This is a genomic window from Phyllobacterium sp. 628 (assembly GCF_014189505.1).
Taxonomy (GTDB): domain Bacteria; phylum Pseudomonadota; class Alphaproteobacteria; order Rhizobiales; family Rhizobiaceae; genus Phyllobacterium.
Window position 1 is genome coordinate 95925 of the sequence record NZ_CP050302.1, and the last position, 19401, is coordinate 115325.

At 54.3% G+C, this 19401-nt stretch carries 20 protein-coding genes; 13 read left to right on the forward strand and 7 right to left on the reverse strand.

Going from position 1 to position 19401, the window contains the following annotated elements; translation table 11 throughout:
- Positions 1 to 2 precede the first annotated feature (2 nt).
- The 4 genes from HB779_RS21030 to HB779_RS21045 form a co-directional block, all read right to left on the reverse strand.
- Positions 3 to 362, reverse strand: a complete 360-nt coding sequence (locus HB779_RS21030; protein ID WP_188346290.1) for a lipopolysaccharide assembly protein LapB — start codon at positions 360 to 362, stop codon at positions 3 to 5.
- Positions 343 to 738, reverse strand: coding sequence for a hypothetical protein (locus HB779_RS21035; RefSeq protein ID WP_188346291.1), 396 nt, complete (start codon positions 736 to 738; stop codon positions 343 to 345). Before HB779_RS21035 ends, HB779_RS21030 begins: the two co-directional genes overlap by 20 nt.
- Before the next feature lie 18 nt (positions 739 to 756).
- Positions 757 to 1662, reverse strand: coding sequence for an FHA domain-containing protein (locus HB779_RS21040; RefSeq protein WP_188346292.1), 906 nt, complete (start codon positions 1660 to 1662; stop codon positions 757 to 759).
- A 101-nt stretch (positions 1663 to 1763) separates the two neighbouring features.
- Positions 1764 to 1934, reverse strand: a complete 171-nt coding sequence (locus tag HB779_RS21045; RefSeq protein WP_162700357.1) for a hypothetical protein — start codon at positions 1932 to 1934, stop codon at positions 1764 to 1766.
- Between the two features lie 358 nt (positions 1935 to 2292).
- On the opposite strand from HB779_RS21045, the gene HB779_RS21050 reads away from it, so the two are divergent.
- The 12 genes from HB779_RS21050 to sctT are packed head-to-tail and all read left to right on the forward strand — an operon-like array spanning position 2293 to position 10306.
- Complete coding sequence (locus HB779_RS21050) at positions 2293 to 2964, forward strand: type III secretion protein (protein WP_188346293.1); 672 nt, start codon at positions 2293 to 2295, stop codon at positions 2962 to 2964.
- A gap of 11 nt (positions 2965 to 2975) precedes the next feature.
- Positions 2976 to 3161, forward strand: coding sequence for a hypothetical protein (locus HB779_RS21055; protein ID WP_188346294.1), 186 nt, complete (start codon positions 2976 to 2978; stop codon positions 3159 to 3161).
- A 35-nt stretch (positions 3162 to 3196) separates the two neighbouring features.
- A complete protein-coding gene (locus HB779_RS21060) occupies positions 3197 to 3610 on the forward strand; it encodes a hypothetical protein (protein WP_188346295.1) in 414 nt (137 codons plus the stop codon).
- 16 nt (positions 3611 to 3626) lie between these two features.
- A complete protein-coding gene (sctJ, locus tag HB779_RS21065) occupies positions 3627 to 4424 on the forward strand; it encodes a type III secretion system inner membrane ring lipoprotein SctJ (RefSeq protein WP_188346296.1) in 798 nt (265 codons plus the stop codon).
- The gene (locus HB779_RS21070; protein ID WP_188346297.1) at positions 4421 to 5071 is read left to right on the forward strand and encodes a hypothetical protein; all 651 of its coding nucleotides are present in this window, start codon (positions 4421 to 4423) and stop codon (positions 5069 to 5071) included. The genes sctJ and HB779_RS21070 overlap by 4 nt, the downstream gene beginning before the upstream one ends.
- Positions 5068 to 5679, forward strand: a complete 612-nt coding sequence (gene sctL, locus HB779_RS21075) for a type III secretion system stator protein SctL (RefSeq protein WP_188346298.1) — start codon at positions 5068 to 5070, stop codon at positions 5677 to 5679. The genes HB779_RS21070 and sctL overlap by 4 nt, the downstream gene beginning before the upstream one ends.
- A 4-nt stretch (positions 5680 to 5683) precedes the next feature.
- Positions 5684 to 7021, forward strand: coding sequence for a FliI/YscN family ATPase (locus HB779_RS21080; protein ID WP_188346299.1), 1338 nt, complete (start codon positions 5684 to 5686; stop codon positions 7019 to 7021).
- 26 nt (positions 7022 to 7047) lie between these two features.
- Positions 7048 to 7506 carry a hypothetical protein gene (locus tag HB779_RS21085; RefSeq protein WP_188346300.1) on the forward strand — a complete coding sequence of 153 codons (459 nt, stop codon included), beginning with the start codon at positions 7048 to 7050 and terminating at the stop codon, positions 7504 to 7506.
- 2 nt (positions 7507 to 7508) lie between these two features.
- Positions 7509 to 8558 (forward strand): FliM/FliN family flagellar motor switch protein, encoded by a 1050-nt coding sequence (locus tag HB779_RS21090; protein WP_188346301.1) that lies wholly within the window; start codon positions 7509 to 7511, stop codon positions 8556 to 8558.
- A complete protein-coding gene (gene sctR / locus HB779_RS21095; protein ID WP_188346302.1) occupies positions 8551 to 9204 on the forward strand; it encodes a type III secretion system export apparatus subunit SctR in 654 nt (217 codons plus the stop codon). The genes HB779_RS21090 and sctR overlap by 8 nt, the downstream gene beginning before the upstream one ends.
- 5 nt (positions 9205 to 9209) lie before the next feature.
- On the forward strand, positions 9210 to 9476 hold the full coding sequence (gene sctS, locus HB779_RS21100) for a type III secretion system export apparatus subunit SctS (RefSeq protein ID WP_182550183.1): 267 nt from the start codon (positions 9210 to 9212) through the stop codon (positions 9474 to 9476).
- A gap of 20 nt (positions 9477 to 9496) precedes the next feature.
- Positions 9497 to 10306 carry a type III secretion system export apparatus subunit SctT gene (gene sctT / locus HB779_RS21105; RefSeq protein WP_244642803.1) on the forward strand — a complete coding sequence of 270 codons (810 nt, stop codon included), beginning with the start codon at positions 9497 to 9499 and terminating at the stop codon, positions 10304 to 10306.
- 9 nt (positions 10307 to 10315) lie between these two features.
- On the opposite strand, the gene HB779_RS21110 is transcribed toward sctT, so the two are convergent.
- Complete coding sequence (locus HB779_RS21110) at positions 10316 to 10813, reverse strand: PaaI family thioesterase (RefSeq protein WP_188346304.1); 498 nt, start codon at positions 10811 to 10813, stop codon at positions 10316 to 10318.
- Positions 10814 to 11331: 518 nt separating this feature from the next.
- Entirely contained in the window at positions 11332 to 11802 is a 471-nt protein-coding gene (locus HB779_RS21115; protein WP_188346305.1) for a hypothetical protein, read from the reverse strand.
- Between the two features lie 206 nt (positions 11803 to 12008).
- Between HB779_RS21115 and HB779_RS21120 the strand changes: the two genes are divergently transcribed.
- Positions 12009 to 12824, forward strand: coding sequence for a helix-turn-helix domain-containing protein (locus HB779_RS21120; protein WP_188346306.1), 816 nt, complete (start codon positions 12009 to 12011; stop codon positions 12822 to 12824).
- Between the two features lie 68 nt (positions 12825 to 12892).
- On the opposite strand, the gene HB779_RS21125 is transcribed toward HB779_RS21120, so the two are convergent.
- Complete coding sequence (locus HB779_RS21125) at positions 12893 to 19309, reverse strand: DUF4781 domain-containing protein (RefSeq protein ID WP_188346307.1); 6417 nt, start codon at positions 19307 to 19309, stop codon at positions 12893 to 12895.
- Positions 19310 to 19401 lie beyond the last annotated feature (92 nt).

Here is a 19401-nt window from a genome sequence, read left to right on the forward strand (position 1 = left end):
CATCACGATCCAACTGGAGCGGTTGGGGAAGGCTCAGACCTTTTGGCCATGAAATCCGAGAACGTGTCCCGGGCTTCCTGAAACTGGCCCGCGGTCCACAAGGCGCGGCTTTCCAGTGCCGCCAGTTCCGGCAGGAACTCGTCACCCAACCCCGCGATGCGGTCTATCGTTGTCAAAGCACGGTTGGCTGCACCCTGTTCGATGAACACTGTTGCCAATGTTTTGAGAATGGCGACATCATCCGGGGCCACGCGTGCCGCAAGCAGCAGGAACACCAGACCACGATCCAGATTCCCAGCCCGCCAATAAAGCCGGCCCAATGTGTGAAGGTATTCGGCGCTGTCACGCTCGCTGAAGTTCAACGGACTTTACCTCTGCAATTCGACCGTTCACTTCCCGGCATTTGTCGATTTCTTCCTGCATCAACTCCACCGCGATAGCAGCAATGTCGGGCCCAAGTTCGAGGAGAGGCAAGACATGTTCCAGAATGTGCAAAAGCATTTCTTCGCTGTGAAAGCCCTTCAGCTTTCCAATTGCCGATGAATCAACGCGCGAAAACTTATCCGTCCGCTTGCGGTTGGCATTCTTTCCACGCTCGTTGAAAAGCTTGGTCCTGCGCAGGGCGGCCTCGAACGACTGAACGTCCGTTGCTGCATTGGAACCGCCACGATCACCGACAGCAGGAAGCAAGCGCTCTGCGCGCTCCCGACTATCAGTACGACGCAGATCAAGCGCCATTGGCCTCTCTCCCGCCGGTTAGAATGTCAACGTGAATTCTTCCACATTGCGTTTGACGACAAGTCTGTCCGCGCCAATTTCCTTGATGATCCAGCCATCTTCGAGAGCAGCGCCGGTATAGAGCCGCGAGCCATCAGCCGCGATCGCGTAGGGCTTTTCTCCAAACCAGATCGCCTGTAATTTGAACTTGGGTTGAATTTTATTGGCCACCTGATGGACGCTGCTCGAGACAACGTTGTGGCTGCCATACTGGCTATCAAACCTGTACTGAACATCCGCCCATTTTTTCATCTGTTCCTGATCGACAGCACCATCGACGTGAACACGTGATCCGTCCCATTGAACATCCAGAGAGCCAAGGCCGTTGTCAGCCAGCATTTGGTTGAGCACCTGTTTGGGGTCAGCCACCGCCGCAACGTTGGGAACAACCTGTGATGCGGCACCAAGCGTCGAGTCGGTACGGCGGCCATCGAGATTGCTGGCAACCCCCGCCTGAACCAATGCGATCGATACACCGAGCAGCGCAACACAACCGCCGAACAATCCGACCTTGCGCAGCGGCTGGAGATAGGATTGCAGATTGTTCTGCACCCTGGCTGGGCCATTCAGCACCATGGAAACGCCGCCCGCCAGGATTCGTACAGGCAGCTTCGCGCGCATGCCCTGACCAATGTCGAGCTTTGTCCGGCCGTTGACAATCACTTCGCCGCCATGGGCTCCAATGACCACCATCGCGCCAGCACGGCGAATGGAAAAATGCCTGCCCACGATCGAGCTGTCGCTCAACAACAGATCGCAATCGGTAGACGAGCCGATTTCACAATCATTGCCCGAAATGGGAACAGTTACACCGCGATGGACACCATCGAGAACATTCAACGTCAATTCACTCGTGGCGCCAGAAATTTGCTTTATCAACATCATGTCAAACCTGCATTTGTTGTGGTCGCCAAAACCCGTGCCAAACGGCGCGTACAAAGAAAGAAGAGAGAGGACGGCTTTGACCGTCCCCTCTCCAGTAGAAATCAACCAATTTTTGCCTTGGCGATATCCAGCACGCTCTGGCCATCCATTGTTGCAAGCTTTGTCTGCGTTGCTTCTTTCTGGATGCGATCAAATGCTTCTTTCAAAGAAGCAAGATTGCTGTCGAAATTGGTGGATGATGAGGAAGCGTTTACGGAACCTGACTGTGCCATGATGAATCCCTTTTGCGTTTCAATTAATCACCGGCTCGGGACTCCGAGCCCTTTATAAGCACAAAGCAGTGCTAACTCACAACTAACAGCATACTCATATGTTGGCAATATTACATAAAAGAGATTACCACCGCTCATGGCTCTTTTGTCTTACAAATATTACAGCCGCCCATCGCATCGCGAACCCAAATGCAAGCTAAATAGTTGTTTTAATTTGAATTTTCTTGATCAAGAAAAGAATTCGACAATGCACACATGGCTTTCCCACCACTCACAACCCCATCACAATAACATTGACAGTGAATACTCACAATTGTAATCATTTTATGGTGAGTTCGCATAACCGGGATGTGAAAGCGTGGCAGAAAACATCGCCTATTTGGGTCATTCCGCTTTCGTGACGGCACTTGCCGCAGCGGTGGTGATGTTTGGCGTGTCGGCTGCAGCTGCGCTCCCGGAATGGACGAACAAGCCCTATCACTACGTTCTGATCAATCAGGATTTGCCTGGGGCTATGAAGGAATTCGGCCGAAATCTCGGCTTCCCGGTTGTGCTCGATGGTCAGGTGCGGGGTCAGATCCGCGGCCAGATCAAGGCACAGACTGCCGGACAGTTTCTCGACGAGCTTGCCGAAGGCAATGGCCTGAACTGGTACTTCGACGGCGCGATTCTCCACGTTAGCCCCAGTGACGAGTTCAAGACACAAGTTATCGAACTCGGCCGGCTCACGGGTGATACCGTACTGCAGGAAATGAAGCGCATGGGACTTTATGACGAACGCTTCTCCATCAACTACAGCAAGAATGCCGCGGCACTGCGTGTCTCAGGCCCGCCTTCCTATATTGAGGTTACACGAGAGGTTATCTCGACCATACAGCCTCCCCCCGTTGCCGCAGATGATCCCCGAGTACGCGTGTTTCGTGGCCGCGGTTCAACGGTTGATGAGACCGTTGAATTGCAGGCCAACCGCAAACGCGGAGATGCGCAGGAAGCGCAGCCTAATAACAATTCGCCCAAAACGATAAACTGAGGAGTTCAACCATGACAGTAGAACGGACAACGGCGATTACCCAGCAGCAAGCCACCTCTCCGGCTGATGATGCGGCGCAGAAGAAGTTCGAAGAGGAATTGCAAAACTCGATGCTTTCCGGGGCAACGTCCATGTTCACACAGTTCATCATGGATATTGCCGGCGACCAAATGAGCGAAGCCAATTCATCTGAGTAAGTATCAGGCTTAACCGATCAACGAGGTACTCTCCAATGGTCACTCAAATTGCCCCGGTCAGCGGCGTTTCACAGCACCAGCTCGTCGAGCCTATCTCTGCAAACCAGCAGAATATTTATGAACATGTCGCAACGACCATCCAGTCGATGCCGCATGGTGCAAGCCCGGTCGATGTAGGCCGGAGTCTCGGCACTGCATTCAAAACAGTTGCAGACCGTCTTGAAAGCGGAAAGCTCGAGGTTCAGCGCTTCTTTGCTTCCAGTGATGGAACGTCCGCGACGGCTGGACAGCCCAAGGACCAGCAGTCCTCGCTGAACAAGGACAAGATGGGAAATCTTATCCAAGGCCTCACCATGTCTTTTGATCTGATGCAGCGCCAGCACATGATTGCCAACGTGCCTGTCCAATTGACCACCAGTGTTCGTGAAACGACACGCGGTGGTGGTTGAGGTCAATAGCAATCCCATGACGCATACGTTTCAACGCATGATTTTGGCGATTGTCGCCGTGTGCTTTCTGCAGGCATGCAAATCGGATCTTTATACCAATCTCGATCAGCGCGAAGCCAACCAGATTGTGGCGACGCTGCTGACACATGGGATTTCCGCGACCCGCAAGCCGCAGAAAGATGGCAAGCTGACAGTGGTCGTCGATGAGGATCAATTTGCCGAAGCGGTGACGCTGCTGGCCGAGAACGGCCTGCCGAAAGCCGAATTTGCCACCATAGGCAGCGTATTCAAGAAAGAAGGACTGGTCGCGTCACCGGTGCAGGAGCGGGCTCAGATGATCTACGCTCTGAGCGAGGAACTCTCCCGCACGGTTTCCGAAATTGACGGTGTCCTGTCCGCCCGTGTTCATGTGGTTCTGGCAGACAACGACCCGCTCAATCGCTTTGCAGCCCCGGCATCGGCCTCCGTCTTCATCCGGCACGAACCCTCACTCAATATCAATGCGCTGATTCCACAAATCAAGACTCTGGTTGCAAACGGCATTGCCGGACTGAGCTACGAAAAAGTTTCCGTCATTCCTGTTGCCGCCCCGCAAAAGGCGCGCGAAACGCCCCCGGCTCTTGAGGTACGGGAATTCATGGGTCTGTGGCTGACAAGAGAAAGCGAAACCCGGGTTCTCTGGATTGCAGCAGTGGTCGGGCTGTTTGTTCTGGCTCTGCTGGGCGCCATTGGGTTCCTCCTCTGGCAACGCCGGACACCTGTCACGTACGCACTTGAGCCTGCCGAAATCGTTCGAAATGGAAAGACGCCATGACAGTGTCCGTGCCCGGCGCTCAGGATTTTGCATTCGCCTGGAGCACCTATCTCAACAACACTGCCAGGTTTGTCCATCCGAGCCGCTTATCGGAATGTTTTGGCGGTATGCTCCTGCCTGAAGGCATCGAGTATTTGCGCAACTCGCGGCGTGTCGGGCGCAATGTGCGACGGCTTATAGGCGAACATTTTGCGCTTCCCGCCTTACCGGATGACTTGACACTGGAGGCGCCTGATCTGCAGCTTCTGTTGATGTCGGCAGAAGACGTCACAGCCTTTGAGCTGCGGTGCGGTGCGATGTTTCTGGCAAATTCCCTCGCTCAGATCATTCAGTCGGCCGCGGTGCACAAGCTACGGGAAACATTGGGGCAAGAGGTTTATGGGTTGGCGCTGGCACACCGGCATTTGGCAATTTCGGCCGAACCCATAACTGACCCCGAGGCGCTGCTTGCTGCCATGCGGAAGGAGGGCCAAGCCTGCCTTTCCAGCTGGCGCGCGAGCATGCCTGACACCGTCAACCAATGGTACGGGCTCAAACATCCCACCAATGCGCAAATCCAGCCAGCGCACAGTGGCGACCGGGGAAAGCGCGCGCTTTCTATTGTCCGGCATTCGTCGACCTCAGCAGCAGATATGGCGGCCGCATGATGGACATGCCAAGGGCTCCCATATCCCGTATTGTCTCTGCACGTGACACCGTCCTATGGACTGACGCACAGGAAATGCTGGAAGCCGCCCGCAAGGAAGCAGCTGCTATCCGTAGTGCAGCACAGGCGGCCTTCGATGAGAGCAAGGCCGAAGGTTACCGCCTGGGCTTGCATGAAGGTGAACAGGATGCAGCGATCCTTGTTGCCGAAACGGTTACAAAGCTTGATCGTGATCTTGCGGCTCTGCAGGAACAAGTCGTTGATCTCAGCCTCTCTGTCGTCGAACAGCTGATTGGTGAAATCGATAACCCGGCCGTTATCGCCAGACTTGCGGCCAATGCCATTGAACTTCTGCGTCATGAACGTTCTCTAACCATTTATGTCGCTCCCGAACTCGAAAGGGATGTCGGGAAATTGCTGCATGACATTTCAGCTGGTCTGGAAAAAGGTCTGCCGGTTCGCATATCTGGTGATCCCCGGCTGGATAAAAAGAGCTGTCTGATTGTTTCTCCCAATGCAGTGGTCAATGCGGGTCTCGACGCTCAGCTGTCCATCATTCGCCAGGCTTTGATTGCCGCCCGCGACGAAGCTGAATTTGGAGCATTGTGACCGCATGCAGAGCGATCTAAGCCGGCTGATGAACCGCTTTCAAAAGGCAGCGATCAGTGCGCATCCACTGCAGGTGCATGGTCGCGTTCGCCGTATAACGGGCGTCATCATCCACGCGTCTCTGCCGATGGTCCGTATCGGCGAGTTGTGCGAAATCCGCGACCCGGTTTCAGGGCGCACCATTCCGGCAGAAGTCATTGGCTTTGACAATGACGAAGCAGTCCTTAGTCCAATCGGCGACATGGCAGGCATGTCCACACGGGCCGAGGTCATCCCTACCGGCAGCATCATGCAGGTTCCCGTTGGGCCTGGTTTGCTGGGATGTGTGGTCAATGCTCTAGGCGAGATTGTGAGTGACAACAGCCATGATCCGGATGCGACCAGCGAAATCGTAGCACTCTATCCGACACTTTCAGAACCGGTTGATGCCTTGCAACGGGATCTTGTACGCGATCCATTGCAGCTCGGCATCCGCGCCATCGACGGTCTCCTGACGGTCGCGCGTGGGCAGCGCATTGGCATTTTTGGTGCGCCGGGTGCCGGCAAGTCCTCCCTGATATCCAGTATTGTTCGCGGGACCAAGGCTGACGTTGTGGTTATTGCGCTGATCGGCGAACGCGGCCGCGAAGTCCGCGAGTTTATCGACGTCCAGCTTGGTGTTGAGGGCAGGAAACGCGCCGTGACAGTCGTGGCTACGTCTGATCGTCCCGCAATCGAACGCGTCAAAGCCGCCCATTGCGCCACAGCGATCGCCGAGTATTTCCGTGATGAAGGCAAGGACGTCCTGCTGCTCATGGACAGCGTTACCCGCTTCGCCCGGGCACAACGGGAAATCGGTCTTGCTGCTGGCGAGCCCGGTACGCGCCGTGCCTATCCGCCTTCCTTGTTCGCCGCCCTTCCCCGCCTGCTGGAGCGTTCAGGACCCGGCACGGGTGGTTCCATCACCGGACTCTATACCGTGCTGACTGAGGGCGACGAAACACTCGATCCGGTTGCGGAAGAGGTGAAAGCCATTCTGGATGGCCATATTTCGCTGAGCAGCCAACTCGCCGAAAAGAACTATTTTCCGGCGATTGATGTCTTGCGCAGCCGCAGCCGTCTGATGGATGCCGTCGCCGGTGAAGGCCACAAGGCGAATGCCACTGCGATCCGCGAAATGATGGCACGCTATGAGGAAGTGGAGCTGCTGCTTCGGGTTGGAGAATACAAGGCAGGCTCAGATCCCGTCACCGACAAAGCGGTAGAGAAGCATCAGGCAATTACAGATTTCCTGCGGCAGGAAAGCCACGAGCACACGGCGTTCCACGACACTTTGGACCGGATGTGGGAGCTCGCCAATTGAAGAACCGGCAACGATACGAGAAACTTGTGCGCTTGCGAAAACTGCGCCTGCAGATTGCCGTCAATGCTCTGACAGTACAGCAAACACTCGTCAGCAATGCTGAAGCACAAAAGCAGAAGACCTACAACGATATGCTGCACCTCGCAGCAGAGCTGAACGCACGTGATGAGGAGAACCGGCGCAATCTGACAGGGAACACCGTCAGTCAGGCCACGCTTGAACGATACCGCCAGGATATCCTCGCTATCGACCAACAACTCGCCGAAAGCGCGGATTCCCACGCACAGGCACGGGAACACCTTGAGCAAATGCGGAGCGATTTGACGAAGAAATCTGCGGACTATCTGGCCAAGAAGAAATCGCTCGAACAATTGGAGACGGCATTTCAGGAAGAAAACAATGCTGCAGCTCTGTTGCAGGCGGAAATAGAAGATGAGGATCGTGACGAATTCCATAGCCCAACCCTCAATGCAGGACGGGCCTGATCATGCGCCGGAACACAAAACCATCTCCGCAGCCAGCTTACACAGCAGTTGATGATCCGGCGTTTCCGGTCATCTCACCCGCCTCACTGCTCGCGCACAACGCACTCTACCGCCGACGCCAGACATTGAAGACCGACATGCGCGGCAAACCGCTGTCCATTGGTCTATCAGCTCGTCCTTGGGCAGACGACGATACATCCCGCCGTTTCACTGTTTCAGCCGGTATCTGGAATCTTCGACTGGATATGCCCGGCAGTCTTGTCGAAAGCCTCGTGGCTGGGCTTTGCAAACCCGCGATATTCCACACGCTTTCAAGCCTTCAGCAGGCCATCCTGATCGAAGCGGCACTTGAGAACCTGCTTTCTCCCTTCGAAACGGCGCTGCTTCAACCCCTGCAATTCGTCGCCGACGCCAATTTGCATCATGCAGATGTGAAGCTTGATCTCGACGTCGCCTTCTCCACCTTTGAAGGCGTTGTCCGCGTCGGATTGAATACAGAGGCGAGCAAGCTGATCGTCAAGGCGTGGGATGCCATCCCGGCAGGTGCGCCGTTCAATGTGAACGGCCTTCCCATTCCTGTCCAGTTGCTGGCCGGGGCCCAGACCTTGAGCGTGGCCGAAATAGCGGCCCTGCAACCGGGCGATACCATAATGAGCGAGAGCAGCGTGCCGGGAGAATTATGCGCGTTGTGTGCAGGCCAGCTTCAGGCCCGCTGCATCCAATCCGGGCAAGGCATCTTACTGACCAGCAATTGGAGTCCAGCCACGATTACGCGGATGGACACTGACGAAATTCCAGTGGAAAGGGGAACGGCAATGGACGAAGGAGCGATCGATAATCTTCCTGTTCGCGTCATATTCGAGCTTGCACGCACCGACCTGTCGCTACGCGAGGTCAAAGAGCTCGCCGAGGGCAGCATCGTGCCGGTTGCGGCTATCAGTGAGGGCGCTGTGGCCATCATCGCCAATGGCAGGAAGATAGGCCAAGGCGATATTGTCAGGTTGGGTGAAGGCCTAGGCGTGCGCATTTTGCAGTTGGGCACACATGACTGACCTTCAGGGCAATATCCTGCCAATCCTGTTGCTGGTCACATCGATCGGATTCATTCCGCTCGCAGTTGTGACGATGACCGGATTTTTGAAGATATCCATTGTTCTGTTCCTGGTGCGCAATGCGCTCGGCATTCAGCAATCCCCGCCCAATCTCGTGCTGTATGGCATTGCTCTCATCCTCACGGTCTATGTCACCGCTCCATTGGTCGGCAATATTTACCGCGCGGCAGAAACCCAGTCGATAGATCTCAGCAATGTCGAGGGCATCACGCGTGCAGCCAATGTTGTGCGGGGCCCGCTGCAGGAACATCTGGCGCGATATTCCTCCGAAAGCGAACGGCAGTTCTTCCTGCAATCGACGGAGGGTATCTGGTCTGAAGAAGCGCGGGCAAACGTAAAGCCCGATGATCTCGTCGTGCTCGTGCCATCGTTCGTCAGCTCGGAATTGTCCCGTGCATTCCAGATCGGGTTTCTGCTTTACATACCGTTTCTGGTCATCGACCTCATTGTCTCAAACGTTTTGATGGCGATGGGTATGATGATGGTCTCCCCTACCCTGATTTCCATCCCGCTCAAAATATTCCTTTTCGTTTCCGTCGATGGCTGGTCACGGCTCATGCACGGCCTCATTCTCAGTTACAGGTGAAAACCATGCAGACTGCCTTTCTCGCACAGATGCAAAGTGCGCTGCTCACTGTTCTCCTGGTCTCAGCGCCGGCGCTGATTGTCGCCATTATCGTCGGCATCAGCGTCGGTTTGTTGCAGGCGCTGACACAAATTCAGGATCAAACGCTGCCGCAAACAGTCAAACTGGTGGCCGTGATGCTGGTATTGATTGTGGCTGGACCAGCGCTCGGTGTGCAGGTCACCTCCCTTGCCAGCCGTGTCCTTGATGAGTTCCCCGCCATGACGCGTTGAGAACGCCGATGGAACATTCAATGATCACGCTGCCACTGTTCGAAGCGGGCTATGCCATACTGCTGGCTACGTCCATCGCGATGTCACGCGGATTTGGCTTGATGACCATCTCACCAATATTCGTCCGCCTCGGCATTACCGGGCCGATACGGTCGGGCGTGGCTCTGGCCATCTCGATCCCAGTCATACCGGAGGTCATGCGTACCCTTGCAAGCAGGCCGCCCATGACCATTCCGTGGTTAGGCGCGATGATGCTCAAAGAGTTTGTCATCGGCTTTGCCATAGGTTTTCTCTTCAGCATTCCCTTTTGGGCAGCGGAAATTGCCGGCGATCTCATAGATCTGCAGCGCGGATCAACATCAGCTCAGCTTGTCGATCCTCAATCGGTGACGGAAACCAGCATCACCGGAACATTCTTTGCGCTTGCAATTATTGTTCTGTTCTTCTCATCAGGTGGTTTTTTGGTGTTGCTCGACAGTTTCTATAACAGCTACCGCATATGGCCTGTGACAGATTTCGTGCCTGTGCTGACCGGTGCAACCCTGCCGCTGTTCATCGGGACCGTTAATGGCATGATGCAGATGGCGCTTGTCCAGATCGGACCTATCGTGCTCGCTTTGCTGATTGCGGATCTGATGTTGGCATTTCTGTCACGCATGGCACCGCAGCTCCATGTTTTTGACTTGTCGATGGCTGTTAAAAACCTGATTTTTGCTCTGCTGATCGCGCTCTACGCGGTTTTTCTGATCCCGCAGATGCAGACTGAACTCGGACGACTGCGCCAGAACGTTGATGCCTTCTTTGACATCAAACCAGCGAACATGAAATAAAGGCGAAGCTTACCTTGCGTTGCGTTGGTCAGCCGAGCTTTTCACAACGAACGGCCGGAAGAACGAAACCGGAGGTGCGGGCGCTACTGCACGTTTCTCGAAAATACGGCATATTGTTGTAGCTTTCGCTATCGGGCGCCCATCATCGCTTGTCACCGTTACATCCACGACAGCCTGAGTAGCAGTCCGATGCACTACGGCCGCATTTGCATCAAGGTACCGGCTATCTCCCAGCGACAAAAACGTGACATTCAGCTGGGATGTCGCACAACCGGCGATAGACAGGTTTCCTGCCCCGAGCACAGCCGCTGCAGAACCCGATATCTCAATGAACGCGGCAATGGCACCACTATGAACATTGTCGGGCATCTGCGTTACATCCCCCTGCACGGGTAACCGCATCTTTACGGCATCACCATGAGTCGAAAGGAATATGATACCGAGACTACGCGCAAAAGGTGTCCTCAATAGAATTTCGTCTATCCATTCTCGGGCAAGTGACCGCATTTGGCTGGGATCCTGTTTCAGGCTAACTGCAACTGGGAGTACCACCTAAATTGTAGGAAGCATCCATTGGGGAGGGGCAACATGACATCGCGATTGCCGTTTGGCGATTACCTGCGAGGTTATGCGTGAGAGACATTTCCAAGAGAATATTCCAGACGAACTCTCCAAGACGATTTCTTCATTAAACGATAGTGTCGTGCCAAGTCTTCGTCAAAACAATTTCTCTTAACCTTTGTGAAGACGGCGCCGAACATAATCAGGCAGGGCAACCTTCCCTAAATGACATGAGTTCAATTTTTTTGAATATGAAAATTTGTGCTTGCCACGGGCCTGATATGCAGAAGGGCTGTGATTCACAGCCCTTCCCTATGCATTAAGTGCTCACAGACCCGTCAATATACGCGCTACTTCCCAACACGTGCCAACAGATGGGGTACAACCGCACGACACCAGGTCGAGGCAAAGGGATCGCCTCGATAAAAATGATTTACATGATCACACTACAGCGCCAGCTAGGATCAGGCAGCCTTGATCTGGCTTGAGCTCCAGAAGTACTTGTACTTCTTGTCGATCTTGCTGCGTTCAATCTCGTTACGGCCGAACATTGTCGACAAAGCCGCCCCGACCTGATTGATGCTGTGGGGGAAGCCTTGGCTGGTCAACTCGTTGACAATATCGCCAATACCGTGCTGTTTTTCGAAAAAACCAGCATCTCGCAGCTTTTTCACCCGTTCACGGCATGACCCGCCTGACGCTCCGCCGCTCCGCACGCGTTTACGCGAAGGAGCAGTACCAGCGGATTTGACAGAGGCGACCGCATGGAAATCATCCGGCAAACCGGCTTCTCCATCAACGTGACCATCTTCGCCAAATTTAGATCGCTCCAAAATAGGCATAAGCTTGTCAAGATAAGTTCTTACGAACTCATCCTCGCCTTCCAACTCTATTGTGAGTGATTGTGTGTTAATTAATACTTTCGCAATCGACATTTTCTTCGTACCATTTGCCCCAGGTATCTAACGTTACCATAGAACATAATAATTGATAAGCCAATGCTTCCAACGCATGGGACCGTTCACAAAACGTCATATCTCTTAAACATAAGGCTAATTAAAGGCCGAATCGATCCCCTTCTCCAATCTTGAGCTGAGCTGTGTGCATGGCATCTGAATGACTATTCGCAGGGGACATCATCATGGACTTGGGCGATAAATTGAGGCGGCTTCGCAGCGCCAGTAACGTTACACAATTGGACCTCGCGTTGCGTTTGGGGATTTCACAGCGCCATGTGAGCTTTATAGAACGGGATCGCTCCCGTCCGAGTCAGGCACTGCTCACAAAATGGCTGTTCGAACTGAACGCGCCGACATCGGTAATAAACGCGATGTTGCTGTTGGCGGGTTACACAGCACTGCATTACCGCCCGCAAGTGATGAAATCACCGTCTCTGAAAGGTATGCGCGGCGCAATCGAAGCTCACAGCCCAATGCCGGCACACATATTCTGTCCCGAATGGCACATCATGGAAATTAATCACGGCGCCCGGTGGTTGTGCAGCGAGTTGATGCCTGGATATGTGAGCCGTCTTGGCGATGCTGCTGCACATATCGATATGATTGATTGTCTGACTGCTGATGATGGAATGCTGTCACAGATGCTGGATCCGGTCTGTACGGCTCTGGCTTTTCTGAACCAGCTCCGTGTTGAAGAATGGGTGACACCTGCACTACGCCCGCGGATCGATCTCTTTGAAAAAAGCTTATGGAAGCGCTTCGACATTTCGACGGATCAGCGCCCCAGCGAAGCAGTCGATACCCATCTGGTGTTGCGTTTTAACAGCCGCTTCGGTCTCCTGTCGTTTTTCACGATACAGACAGTTCCCGGATTGCCACAGGATGTAACGACTTTGTCCCCGCGTGCCGAACTATGGTTTGCCGACGACCAGAAGACTCGCGAGATCGTGCACGCCAACTGCCCGCCACCGCCTGCAAATCCGGTCCAAGCCGCATAGGGCTTGGACTAGGTCGTAGACTCATAAATCTGATTGAGATGGTATGAGTGTACGACCTAATTTTCCAATCACGCAGAGAGAGCCATATCTTCTCTCTTGGAGTCGGCCGCCAAGGTATTCATCATGTTTACGGCCGAACCGCGCATATTTTCCCAGGCAAAAACTGAATTGCCCGGTCCCGCTGCTTCGTACTCCGCCCGCTCCTTCGTATTGGCATAGGCAGGATCGAGCATGATCATCGCACGATGAAGCTGGAAATCGATTTCCGCTTCAATACTGCCGGGCTCTGCCTTCGTCTCAAAAGCGATAGACTTTACCCCTCCATGCGGCTTGGGTGGTTGCGTTGATGTCGTCAAAGGTGGCGTCTTTTTCGGCGTTGCCGGGGGAGTGATTGGTGTTGCTGGCGGAGCACTCGTCTTTACCGGCATTGGCGTGGTACCCGACGGCACAGGAACAGGCGTTGTCGGCTGATCATCACCAAATACCTTGTGGTACAAGTCTCCCAGCGTTCCCATGACGCGGTTAAAATCAAGAAGCACATCGAGATTCGACTTGTCCTTGCTCTTGTCGCGGTCATTGGGAAGGAAGGAATCGATCAGCATGTACAACGGCACACCTATGCTGGTCGCGATACCGACCATACGCATGTTTTCATTGACGCGTTCTGATAGTGTCGGCATCCACTTTGGCGGCCGTTGCGCGGCATACCACGCGAGTCCGCCAGCGGCTTGTACACCATAAAGGATCGACTTGAGCGTTCCACCTTCCGGCAGACTTGCAGCAACACCACCAAGCAACAGGAAGCCAGGCAAGCTGGTCTGCCATGCAGTCTTGTCACTCCTGAAATTCATTTCATCTTTTTTCTTGCCCAGTTCGTCTATCTTCGCCTGTTTTTCAGGCGTCATCGGCCCCTTTTCCATCTTGATATTGGCAACGTTCTGTACCGCTTTGAGATAAGCGGTCTGGATCAGCACTGCAGGAAGGGCGCGCAACAGATTTCCGGCATCCTGACCAACCCATTGCACCAAATTCATGTCACCTGTGTGCTTGGTCAGCATCACTGACAACAAAGCGTTTGTTGGAGCAGCCAGCGCCCCTGCCTTGAAGAGGAAGCCCAAATGCGTTTCGGCCGACATGGAGCTTCCAACGAGGTTTTCTGCTCTCTTCCAGTCAATCTGGCCTTTTAGCTTTGGATCTTCATTTTCGAATTTGCTGAGCAGGAAACTATGAAGATCATCATAGGCTTTTCGCGCACCTTCGGTCCGGGCATAGCGGTCATAGGCAGCAGCGAACGTGTCCGGATCGCCGTTCCATAAATCCTCTATGCGCTGCTGCGCCTCACCGACATTGTCCCGGTCAATTGTCTGGTCGACCTTGAAGTCGGCAAGCTTGTTCATTTTCTTGAGTGTTACTTTTTCCGCAACGCTCGGATGGGTGAACCTATCGCCATCAACTTTTGGTAAAAGCTTCAGATCCGCACCTGAAACGCCAGAACGCTCATCCTTGTACGCCTTTCCGTAAGCGGCCACCGTCTTCAGTGTTTCGATAAGGAATTCTTTTTGCGCTTCTGATGGTTTGGAAGCACCTTTCCATCCGCTTTTCCAGAGTTTCTCGGCTCTATCCAAAGCCTTCGGCTCATCACCGCGTATCGCATGGCTGAATGCGCGCTGCACGCCATGATTGTTCGTCCACCAGGCCAATTTCGAGCCATTGGAGCGGATCGACAGCAACATGGCGGCAGAAGGTCCGTTCAACGTGCCGGAAGCCTGCGGGAAACCAAGAGTCTTTGCCACTTGAGCACCGGCACCCACTGCAAGCGTGCCTACCTTGATCAATCCGGTTCGCAGTTGAGGCGGCTTGCGCTCGCCCATAATGTCGAGGAATTCACGTCCCTTCTCCTTTGCATTGCGCCGACGCTGGGCGAAAAGGAGAGCTGAGAGATGCTCATCCGTCTCCAGCTTGTCAGGGCTGGCTGCTTTTGCCTGTCTGCGGCGCAGAGCCTTGAGCTCTTCCGGATTCAACCGAGCAATCTCTTCAGAAGAAAGTTTCTTGATCTCTCTGGGCTTGGTGAGAAGTGTGATGACAGGTTTTTCCGGAGCAGCCAATGCACCCGAACCATCCGGTTGCTTTTCATTCGCTGTTGGCTTGGTCTGTGGGCTCTGCACCGTTTTCGCCGCCGGTTGGTCCCTGCGCTTCTTGGCAGTTTCCAGAGCAGCCAACTGCTCGTCATTCAGGTTTGCCTTGGCTGCCTTGCGGATGCTTGAGGCTTGGGCCGACGTCAGGCTCTCCAGTTCACGCGGCTCCATGCGTGCCAATTGTCCCGGCAAAATAGAGCCCATCTCCTCCGGCGTTGTATGCGGCGTGATTGTTGGCTTGTTGTAGCTGATTGAATTGATCTTCGGCTTGGAACCCGTCCCCGTTTGAGCCGGGTTCAAATGCTCAGGATTGGCCAGCCCAGGAATGTTGAAGAATTCCGGCGGAGGCCCGGCATCAGGGTTCTTGCCTTGGTGGCTTTGATAGTCTTTCCAGAGTTCGCCCCAATTCTTTTCCCTTCCTGCAGCAGATAGACTGGCGGGTTGTCTTGAGCGGGCAAAATCGACAAAATCGTTCACTTGATTGATCACATCCGCGTCGTCAAAAGCTGGCACGGCGAATTTGCCCGGACCCTTTGGTTCCGGAAGCAATGACAGGGATGCGTTGAAGGCATCACCATCGTTGGACTGCTCTTTTCGCGGCCGCGTCATCATCAGTCCGCGCACGCCAAAGACAGAACCGACAGCGCCAGTGGCAACGCCGGTAACTGCATTGAACAGGTCGAGCCCCTTCAAATTACCCGAGGCAATGTCGTGAACTGAGACTACCGTCATCGGCACACCGATGCTGAGTGATGACCAATCGAGCCCGCGTGCAGTACGGTTCAATTTTCCGCCATTGCTCATATATTCGGCAGCCCTGAGCGCCATAGGTGTGTCGGCGCGCAACGCACCAATACTGCCTCGGAGCGCCTGGGTTGCCGACATCTCGGAAACAGTGCGGAACATACCAAATGTTCGCAAACCACCTGCTGCCATGGGTATGAATGAGCTGGCTACCGATCCCATATTCATCCATGATTCCGTATCGCCCCACTCGCCGCCATGCTGGAGGTGATTGACCTGCCGGGCGACAGCGCGGCCACCGAGATAGGCACCGCCCGTCATGGCGATGGGCGCTGCTATGGGCGCGAAGGGTGGGATAAACGAGGCAACCGTTGCGACTGTCGTCACTGTTGCCACAACCGGATCAATGATTTTTTCGGCAACAGTGAAATTGCGCGCACTGACAACTTCCAGTGGAATGGTCGAATCCGGACCTTTCCGCATATCGAGACTTCGCGGCACGACGAGTTTGCCGCCCTCGCCAAACTGGGTGTTGTTGTCCTGAAAATCCTTTAGGTTTTCAAATTTCTTGCCGGTCACGTCGACATAGTAAACCTTGCCGCCGCCTTCCTTGACCGCAATCAGCGCCGTCGGCTGAGAGCCCTGGCTGCCATCGATGTGAAACATCGGGACGATTTTGTAATTGACGGAGTCACCGGCAATATCGTGAATTTCCCCTGTGATCTTCTCCAGCGTTTCCGCATCGCTGCCATTGAGCTGGAACGCACTGCGTACCGTCTTATCAAGATCGTCACCAATTTTAGTGGTCTTGAACTGCTCGGTGTAGCCGGCGCTATAAAGATCTTGCATCTTCAACTGGTAATCTTGCAGCGCCTGATCGCGGCGCTTCTCGAAATAGGTTGACTCCAGGTTCTTGGCATAGGCCTCGGAACCACCGTCGTCGATCAGCTTCATCGGCTGGGTCAGAGCGAACTCCAGCTTATTGAGGTCCGAAACGGTTCTCTTGCGGGCTTGCTCGGCCGCATCTCTTTGGCTCGTGGCTGTATCAAGCGCGGACTGGGCATTGGCAACGGCTGGATGAACCCATATCCATTGGTCGCCCTGCTGGATGCGAACCTTTTCCCCATTGCCGGCAGATGCGTCCACACCCGTTCCAAGTGGCGTGGTGTAAGCCGCATTGACCACATTCGAGCCATTGGATTGCGGTTTGCCGGAAGAGACATCAGGTGTGCCAGCGCCATATTTGGCAACAGCATCGTCACGTGCTTTCTTCAGCTCTGGAATGGCCGCATTCAGATCCTTGATCTGAACATCCAGATCAAGGATCTGAACTTTCTTGACTTCTATACCTGCCGAAGTGAGCGCGCTCTGCGCACTGGCGAGACTCCCCTGCCCGCACATTTCCGGCGGCCCCTGAATAAGGTTCTGCCATTGCTTGTTGACTTCACGGTCCTTGTATTCGGCGTAAACATTCTTGTCGGAAAGGGCATAGGTCAGCTGAACGCGCTTGAGATCGCCGTGCTCGTATTTTGTCTCGAGATAAAGCTGATGATCCTTTTCATCCTCAACAACCTTCTGCTCTTTTATCTTGCCAAGATAGTCGCCGCCGCCTGTGCTATTCTCCTTGTTCCGGTCATAGCGCCACGGGTTCTTTTGGCGGTCTTCATCAACGACTCTGTCTTTGATTCCCTGCGCTGTCTCCTTCAAACCTGTCACGGTCTTGTTGGCATCGTGATAGGTTTGATAGACCTCCGCCGTATGCACATTTTTGCCGGCTTTATCCTGCTGGCTGAGAGCCTGATCGAGCTCCTGTTTGGCTTGGGTATATTCGGCGGTCCCCGGTTTGGCGGCGCCAAGCTTCTCCTGTTTCATCCCGACGAGATAGTCGGAAAATGCCTTGTCACCCCGAGCGGTATGGGTAGCCGCCTGCGCGAAAAGGTCGTTGACTTCAGCGCTTTTTGCCTTCTGCTGAACGTCGGCTTTCTCTGGGTCATAGTGTGAACCCGCAGGCATAGCCACGGTGGCATTCTTGTCGACCGATGGCGGCAATTGCCCTTGCTTGACGATTGCTTCACCCGTCAGGCGCTCAGCCTCGGCATATTCCTTCGCAGTGGTCCCGGCTGTTGTGACTTGTTTGTTCGTAGCGGCCAGCTGTTGCCTGGCCTCCTCGAGCGTGCCCGTCGCTTCAGGCCTGTTCCACTGCAGGTCATGCGGTGCCAGCGATTTATCAAGAATCTTCTGAGCACCCTTGAAAGCGGATTTATAGTCGGGATCCAGGGCATAGACGTTCAATTGATCATTAGCCTGCTTGATCTTCGTCGATACGTCGATGAGTTTCGCGCCGGCCGTGTTCTCGGCGGCCATGGCTTTGGCGACCTCCGGATCAACCCAGACTGTCCCAACCTGAACCCAGGGCTTTCCCGATGGGGCCATAGGTGTGGGCGGCGTTGCCTGCCCGGCACCGTATTTTGCAATGGCGGCCTGCGTCTCTTTCGTTTTAGCCTGCGCGGCCGCATCGAGTTCCTGATAATTTTTCCCAAGCAGCATCGCATCAATGCTGGTCTTGACGACGGCACCTTCCTTCGCCTTGGCAGGGTCGCTGCTGTTTGGATTGACATCGAACAGCGTCTTGGCAAGCGAGGCTTCGGGGCTCCCGGCTTTCATGGCCACCTGCATGCCATCGGCTTCGCGTACAAGAGTTGAACTGCCATCCGGTGCGGTGGTCAGCTGATAGCCATTGAAGGAGAGCTTTTCGGTTTTTCTGGTTTCATTACCGGACTTCTCGGTAATGGTTTGCTTCACGCGCTTGTCCTTGTCGACGGAAGTTTCCGTGACCTTGCCTGTTTTCGCGTCCTCGACGCGGGTGCTGGTTTCCCCGCTCTTTGTGTCCGTCACTGTGTGACTGCTGGTTCCGTCACCGTACTGGACCTGCGTGACCTCTTTGCCATCGGCATCCGTGACCTTGGACGTGGTTCCACCGTGCTGGTAGTCCACATAATGCGTGGCAACAACCTTGCTGGTGGCCTTGTCCACGATCTCTGTCGTTTTGACGTCACCATTATTGCTGGTTGGCTCTGTTGTTTTGATCTGCAGTCCCGACGCCTCAATCCCGGCCTTCACCTCATCCGTGCTGATCTTACGTTCCGCAGCAATCTGCTCGATGGATTTTCCACCCTTCACATCCGCTGCAACCAATTTTGGATCAACGGGAGGTGGTGCATCCTTGTGTGTTGCAACAGCAGTGTTGAACTTCACCTCGGATGGATCGGCGACCGGATCTATTTTGGGTATAACAAGCACAACACCCGGCTCGATCACCTGATCGACGCGCAATCCATTGGCTTTGGCAATCGCCTGACCACCATCACGATGGCCCAATGTCTGGGCAATCACCTGCGGTGTTTGCCCTCTGCTGGCGGTATAGGTTGGTTTTGCAGCAGCCGCCGCAGCAGCAGCGATGGCGTTCTGCCTGAGGATTTCGATGTCACGGAAGAATTTTGCAAGCGAGATACCGTCGGGACCAAACATGAAATCACCTTTGTCTCGGGCAACGCCCGGTTGCTCTGCCCTCGGGCCATCAAAAGCTGACCACAGGATACGCATCATAATTCATACATCATGTGAAATAATATTGTGAGGAATTTGTGAAGCCAAAAAGCGACTTTTTAATTACAAAACTTACAGAGGTATCCGCTTCA